Genomic DNA, 7,499 nt, shown 5'->3' on the forward strand with positions numbered 1-7,499 from the left:
CTTTTCTACCCTGGAACTTCTGGCAAATGCTGGATTTACTGGATTTATCGGGGGGATTTCAGGAATTGCTTTGGCCAGCTTGTTGGGAACAACTCTGATCAGTGGCGGCTTCTGGCTATTACTACTGTTGGCATTAGCCGTACTGCAATCTCGCCGGATCATTGAGCGCGTCGATTTATTAATCATTGCTGGTGCGGGTCTGGCTCTGGTGCTGCTGGTTGCTCCCCTGCGCCAAATTATTGCCATCCCGATTGCTGGTAGCTCTCTACTGACTGTGGTTGTGATCGCCACTTTCCTGGGACTGGCCGCCATCCTGGTGACGATCGTGTTTCGTCTGATTTATTTACTCCTGTCCCGCATTGTATGAATTAGCAGTTCTATGTCTCAGAAAAGTGAAACCCCTGCCCTGTTCCTGGCCTTTTTAATCACAGCAGGACTGCTGGGAGGGGGAGCCTGGTGGCTGACACAAAAGGTGGGCATCAATCCTGGTGCAATTTTCTCATCCAATTCTGCTCCGTCTTCCAGTCCCAACTCTGTAAACCAGTTGCCGCCTGGAGCCAAGGAGTTTAGCCAGGTGCAAAATGTGCCAGAGGGATTGTTTAGCTATGGTGGCAGCACCACCTGGGCACCGATCCGGGGACAGGTGGATCCGGTCATCGAGAAAGCCTGGCCGAACTTTCGGTTGCGCTATGTGGATCCAGTCAGTGGGCCGCCAGGTTCTGCGGCTGGGATTCGGATGTTAATGCGGGATGAATTAGCTTTTGCCCAATCTTCGCGTCCATTGACGGATCAGGAGTACCAGCAGGCTGAACAACGGGGAATGAAGCTGAAGCAAATTCCAGTGGCGATCGATGGGCTGGCGGTAGCAGTCAATCCGGGGTTGAATATTCCGGGATTGACTCTGGAACAACTGGGCGCGATCTATACGGGGCAAATAACCAACTGGCGATCGCTGGGTGGCCCCAATCTGCCCATTCAACCACTGACGCGCCCGATTACGGCTGGGGGCACGGTAGAACTGTTCAGTGAACAAATTCTTCAGCAGAAACCGTTTGGGCCAAATGTGCAACTCGTTCCCACAACCACTGAAGCCCTCCGTAAGCTGGCGGCTAGTCCGGGAGGCATTTACTTTGCTTCTGCCCCTGAAGTAGTGGAGCAATGCACAATTAAACCCATTGCCATAGGCCGCACTGCTAATGAGCTGGTTGCTCCCTACCAAGGTGCGCTGGTGCCTGCAGATCAATGTCCTGCTCAACGCAACCAGTTAAATACAGCCGCCTTTCAAACTGGGAAATATCCCCTGACCCGCAGCTTATTTGTGGTAGTAAAGCAAAATGGACAGCCTGAAGAGCAGGCTGGGGAAGCCTACGCTAACCTGCTGCTCTCAGCCCAGGGTCAGAAGTTGATAGCCAAAGCTAGGTTCGTTCCGGTACGGTAACAGGTCATTCTGCATGGCGTACGAGAATCACGGTGCAATCACAGTTGCGGGCGATCGCCTCTGGAATGTTGCCCTGGATTGCCTGTTGGAGTAATCCTTCCCGACTGGCGCCCAGCACAATCACATCGCACTGATCTTTTTGCGCCATGTCCACTACCGCATCCACGACTGAATTCGCACATACCGACAACACCATCACTTCGGCTTTGTGGTGATCCTGCTGTCTGAGGAACTCTGCCTCCTGCTCTAATAGATCGGGGCGATAGTTAGTGTCTTTGGGATGATAAACGTGGCAGAGACGAATGACGGGCTTGCGGCTGAGGGAGACTAGTCCTGGTAGTAGTTTCATCGCGTAATGGGCATTCGGGCCACCTCCGATTGGTACCAGCCAGCGTTCTAGTTGAGTCAGTTGCAGTAAAGTCTGTACAGTAGGTTGAGATTTCCCCTGAATCTCCCGGTACCCATGCAGCAAGTTCTCTCCAAGCTTTACCAGCATGACATCGCAATTGGCTTGTCGAATTGCTGTGTCCACCGTATCGCCAAAGATCCGTCCTGGCGTTGAGGTAGACCCTTTCCAGCCCATCAGGAGGAGATCAATGTGACGTTCTTTGACCGTTTCCAGGATGGCCGCGGCTATGCTGTGGGTAGCCCGAATCTGGGTGTGAACTGGCACCTGCCAATCTTTGCCCTGCTGTGCGGCTCGCTTTAACAATCGCCGACTGGCCGTTGTATTCACTGGAGTTTCGGCAGGCGAGTTATGACGGGGAACGGGAATAATTTGCAAGCATTCCAGTTCATAGTGCTGGTCGCGAGCGATCGCCAGGGCTAATTTCAATAAACCATCTGCTGTTTGTGGATTGCTGAGGGGAAGTAAGAGACGGCCCTGCCCCGTAGCGGGCGATTGAGTCTGGTAGACCACGTAAGACGGTTCCGGTTGGGGGCCGAGTCGTTCCGAGCCTCCCTGCAATTTGTCCGACTCCACCCGCAAAATGTCACTCCGAGTGATAATGCCAATTAACTTCCGCCGTTCTACCACGGGCAATCGGGATAGCTTGTAGTGAGATAAAAGATACAGCACTCGACTGAGGGTATCACCGGGGCCAACGGTCAGTGGTTGAGGAGTCATAATTTCGCGCAACAGGGCTGTTCCCGGTAATTGCCGTTGCGTGAGTTTATCCAGATCTGTTTGGGTGACAATGCCCACCAACTTGCCATCATCCACAACAGGGAAGCCCCGATGATGAGACTGAGAAAAGGCCGCAACCGCCTCATCAAGGGTCATCCGGCTATCCAGGGTTTCCACATGGGTTTGCATAACCTCGGCAGCAGTCAGCTTTGTCCACAACCCCTCGTTAATTGCATCTGGCTCTAGATGAATTCCCTTTAACTCCAATAGGCGAGTATACAGGGAGCCAGGAGCTAAGCGCTCTGCAGTTAAATAGGCGGTGACTGCACTAATCATCAAGGGCAGAATCAGGCCGTAGTTAAGTGTAATTTCAAAGATAATCACGATCGCTGTGATCGGCACCTTGGCTACGGCCCCAAAAAAGGCTCCCATACCCGTGAGTGCATAAACAATGGGTTCTCCTCCCATCAGGTAGGCGGCGACTAATCCCACCAGTTGACCCAATGCGGCTCCTAATACCAGGCTGGGAATAAACAGTCCCCCCGGTGCCTGGGCACTACAAGCGACGATCGACAGCACAAACTGCACCACAAAAGCTCCAGCCGTAATTCGCCAATCGGCTGTGCCCTTCGTCAAAAAACCTTGCAGCGTCGTGGTATCTCGGAAGACAGGAGGTAACAGGGCGATCATTCCCCCAGAAATCAGGCCGGCCAGCCCGATTTTTTGGGGTAGGCTCAGTTTCAGATGCCGACGATTAAATTTCAGACTGGCTACGATGCTGTGATTAAATGCTGCTGCAAATAAACCTGTTAAGACCCCCAGGAGCAGCAGAAACGGAATGTCCTGGGGCGAAAAACTGGACTGGTTGAGAGTCCCAGGACTGCCCAAATTCAAGTTAGGGCCAGCCACCACCCGCGACACCACGCCACCGATAAAAGAGGCCAAAATTGCCGTTCCCAGAGTGAGACTGGAGACATCATGGAGTAATTCCTCGATCACAAACAGGACTCCAGCGATCGGAGCATCAAATCCTGCCGCCAATCCTGCCGCGGCTCCAGCCGCAATCAATTGCCGTTGATGATCGGGTGAGGATGGCACCCATCGGCTCAATTGAGCAGCCAGTGCCGCACCAATATGAACAGTTGGCCCCTGCCGCCCTAAAACAACTCCAGAACTGAGGGTTAGTGTAGTACTGAGCAATTTGACGATCGCGACCCGCCAATTGAGCGTGATTGGTACATAGGCTAAAGCCGCTTTCACCTGGAGCACACCACTGCCATCCGCTTCTGGCGCAAAACGCTCAATCAAGAGGCCAGCCAGCATACCCCCTACGAGCCCAACAGTTGGCAGTAACACCCAGGCGGGTAACAATAAGGACTCCTTAACTCGCCAACTTCCTAGCCAGTAAACACCCTGCTTCAACAGCACTGCTGCCGCTGCTGCGACCAAACCAATGAGCACCGCTTCAAGAATCGCCAATCGCTTTGGCTTCAGTAACTGACGAAAGGCATTCAAAGAAAATGAAAGTAGCATGAAATAGATGGCTAAAGACAACGATATCAGTAGCAGCGAACAGATGGGAAGCTTCGGCAATCTTCTTCATTGAGTATTTAATCTATCTAAAACGCTAGAACCAAAGATTGCGGGTTTACAAAGATACTGTTATTGATTGAAATCTATTAACTGATACTATCAGCGTCCTCGATGTTGGCAATTTTAACTGGAGGAAGTGAAATAGCAAACCCTGATAAAACCATCCAGGAAGACCATAAAGCGTTTCGCTGCCGAAGGGAACAACCAGTAAAATAACAGAGGCAAATCGTAGCCAGGTTGGATGAGACAGCATTTGCATTAATGCTCTTCTTATTACTTGAGAAGGTAGTAATTCTTGTCCCTTTGAGAACTATTCAAAAGATTTTTTATCCAAGTATCGATGATGAGTGTAGTATGATTGGGTAGATACGCTTAAAGTCATCCAATTGAGTTTATGATAATGTTTATGTGGCCAGTTTGAAGAAACAGCAAGCATCAGCAACTCACCGCCTTAATGACATTTCTTAAAGCAGATTGATGAATAAAAAGAAGAAAATTGAGCCTTTGACAGGAGAAGCTCTGCTCAAAAGAGTAAGAGAGCTAGAGCATCTTAGCAAGGAACAAAAAGCGCGAGAATGTGGTTACTACACTTTGACTAAAAACGGTGTAGAACGAGTCAATATGATGAAATTTCTCAATGCTCTCATCGATGCGGAGGGTATTGAATTAGATAGCAAGAGTGGCCAGAATGGTCGAGGAGGTCGGAGCGCCAGTTATCGAATTAGTGTTCAATCTAATGGCAATCTCCTAATTGGAGCAGCCTATACCAAACAAATGGATTTGAAGCCAGGGGATGAGTTTGAGATCTCCCTAGGACGAAAACATATTCATTTGAAGCAAATTGAACAGAACGATGACGATGATGAATAAATATCTTTTATCAGGATAATAATGACATGGAATCAATTGATTGGATGAGTGTATTCCCCGCTGGATTGGCGATCGCAATTTTTTTGGGGGGAATGCTCATGATGTTTACGAGCGTTTGGACTACTCGCAAGCGATGATTGTTTGTTTCTTCACCTGCTTGATCGGCTAAGGTTTTGCTCTTGACTAAGAGAGCGTTGGAAAAGTCTCTGGCGGTTAAAACCGCGACTACACTCACCCAGTCTGCCGAGGCAGGCTCAATACAATCAAGGCTTTCAGTAACCTGCGTCGGCAGGTTTTCTCTCTATGGCCGCGTTCAGTCACCAGGGTGACAAAGAGACAGGCCTTTGAAGCATCTTCTAAGCAGACTGCTGCAGAATCGATAGAGGCACCGTTTCAGCAACGGGTGAAGGCAGAAGGTAGGGCTTGGTGGTGCAGAAAACTCCTGAAACCCCTATAAATGATTCTCACCGAGACAGCGATCTTGAGTTTTATCGGGCGAACGAACGAGGGCAAGGGGTTTCAGGCGCTGTTTTGGTCGTTCAGGTTATCCATCATGAGACTCAAAAAAGTTTTCTGCACCACTCAGTCAGGTAGGGTTGTAAGGCCGCTTGGGTTACAGCCAAACTGTAAGCTACAGCAATCTTTTCCTGTTCTAGCAATCCCAAAATGTGGGTTGTATCCCCCCGTTCCACAACGGGTAACTGCCGCAATCCTCTCGCAGCCATTCGCAGTTGAGCCTCGGCTAAGGATTCATCTTTGTAGGCTACCATAACTTCTTTGGTACAAATCTTGCTTAAGGTTTGGTAAATTGGACTGGCCGAAGCATTTTTCTTCTGCAAAAAAGATCCGCTTTGTTCCCAGGTCAATAATGCCCGGTTAATGTCTTGCAGCGTAACGATTCCCGTTAGTCGGTTGTGATCGTCTACAACTAAAGCACTGTGAGCCTGATTTTCAGCCAGTGCTAGCCCCCCTTCCACGATCGACAATCCCTGATTCAGAGTCAGAAAATTCTGGTGCATTGCTTGGGAAACCAGCAGATGACTGAGTAATTCGGTGTCTTGATCGGGTCCTGCCTTGAGATCCGTTGGTTGCACGCTGGGCATTTGATGCACGATCGGCTTTAAGCGTTCAATCAGCCAGACACTCAAACCCACGGCAGCCATCAGCGGCAAAATGATGCGATAATCGCGAGTTAGCTCAAATAGCAACAAGATCGCAGTTAGGGGAGCACGCACACTGGCGGCTAGGACGGCTGCCATACCCACCATAGCGTAGGCTGGAGGGGCAGCAATATTGGTAACCGGAAACGGCAGGAAGGGCAGGAGCGACAGAGCATTACCATATGCAGCCCCCAAAGAAGCTCCTAGAAACATGGCAGGAGCAAATAGCCCACCCACAAAACCGCTGCCTAAACTTACAGCCGTCATTACTAGCTTGACTACTAATAAGGAAAGCAGCAGGGGTAGGGAAAAGTGCACATCCCGCAACATCGCTTCGATCGTTTCGTAGCCGATTCCCAGAACTTGAGGAAATTGTAAAGCAACTATGCCCACAAGTATGCCGCCCAGAGCCGGACGCAGCAGCAGGGGGATTTTTCCCATCCAGGTCAAGCCCTTGAGCTGACCCTGAAAAAACTGTTGAGCCAGTTTGATGGTCTGCGTGTAAGCAATAGATACCAGGCTGGCAAACAATCCCAAACCCAGGTAAAGAGGTAGTTCAAACGGGCTACGGACTTCATAGCTAGGCAGGGTAAAGGCAGGTTGTCCACCCAGACCAATTTGGGAAATGAGTGCTGCTACTACTGCAGAAAGCAGGACGACACTTACCGCAGAAGTTGCAAACGTAGTCCCCAATACCACTTCCAGGGCAAAGAAGACCCCTGCGATCGGCGCATTAAACCCTGCTGCCAGACCTGCTGCGGCTCCGGCTCCCAATAATAACCGTTGCCGCTCCCGCGAAACTTTGAGGATTTGCCCCAGCACCATCCCAATATTGGCTCCTATTTCCACACTAGGACCTTCCGGACCTAAGGAGGCTCCCGACCCTAACGAGACGGAGGCCGCGATCGTCTTGACTGTTGCCTTAAGGGGGGAAACGCGATGGGAGGTTTGGGATTCGGCAGTCAAAGCAGACAAAGGCAGACCGAAATCTTTCCACCGCGATCGCATCAGACCAACAATTAATCCCCCAATACAGGGGATACAGGCTAATACCCAGAATCCCCAGGCGCTGATCACGCTCATCAGGTCTTCTAGCAGCAAACTGTGGACCTTCTCAATTAGATAGCGAAAGCTGACCACAGCCAACCCCGTACCCCCGCCAATCACAAAGGCCAGCAGCAGCACGATTGTTTCTGGAGAGGGTTGGAACCAAGCGGGTGAATGAGTGGTGGCCGAGCCAGTGGAGTCAGAGGCGGGAGGTGGGGAAGTCAAGGGAGACAGGGAGTTTTTCATTAAGAAATAATACAAAAAT

General features: G+C 50.6%; 4 protein-coding genes and 1 pseudogene. 3 read left to right on the forward strand and 2 right to left on the reverse strand.

Translation table 11 applies throughout. From position 1 onward, the window contains the following. A pseudogene (locus ACUVQO_RS21620) lies at positions 1-367 on the forward strand (serine/threonine protein kinase); the annotation flags it as partial. A 12-nt stretch (positions 368-379) separates the two neighbouring features. Then, positions 380-1,438, forward strand: coding sequence for a PstS family phosphate ABC transporter substrate-binding protein (locus tag ACUVQO_RS21625; protein ID WP_445927890.1), 1,059 nt, complete (start codon positions 380-382; stop codon positions 1,436-1,438). 4 nt (positions 1,439-1,442) lie between these two features. On the opposite strand, the gene ACUVQO_RS21630 is transcribed toward ACUVQO_RS21625, so the two are convergent. Next, on the reverse strand, positions 1,443-4,097 hold the full coding sequence (locus ACUVQO_RS21630) for a chloride channel protein (protein WP_445927891.1): 2,655 nt from the start codon (positions 4,095-4,097) through the stop codon (positions 1,443-1,445). A gap of 537 nt (positions 4,098-4,634) precedes the next feature. On the opposite strand from ACUVQO_RS21630, the gene ACUVQO_RS21635 reads away from it, so the two are divergent. Next, positions 4,635-5,027 (forward strand): AbrB family transcriptional regulator, encoded by a 393-nt coding sequence (locus ACUVQO_RS21635; protein WP_445927892.1) that lies wholly within the window; start codon positions 4,635-4,637, stop codon positions 5,025-5,027. A gap of 560 nt (positions 5,028-5,587) precedes the next feature. Here the strand turns inward: ACUVQO_RS21635 and ACUVQO_RS21640 are convergent. Continuing rightward, positions 5,588-7,499 (reverse strand): chloride channel protein (locus ACUVQO_RS21640; RefSeq protein ID WP_445927893.1); only part of this gene is annotated, 1,912 nt, incomplete at its 5' end.

It is taken from the genome of Leptodesmis sp. (genome assembly GCF_052746595.1).

Excerpts from the sequence above, each read along its gene's own strand:
- ACUVQO_RS21625 (WP_445927890.1), top strand. The coding sequence starts at position 380 with ATGTCTCAGAAAAGTGAAACCCCTGCCCTGTTCCTGGCCTTTTTAATC.
- ACUVQO_RS21630 (WP_445927891.1), bottom strand. The coding sequence starts at position 4,097 with ATGCTACTTTCATTTTCTTTGAATGCCTTTCGTCAGTTACTGAAGCCA.
- ACUVQO_RS21635 (WP_445927892.1), top strand. The coding sequence starts at position 4,635 with ATGAATAAAAAGAAGAAAATTGAGCCTTTGACAGGAGAAGCTCTGCTC.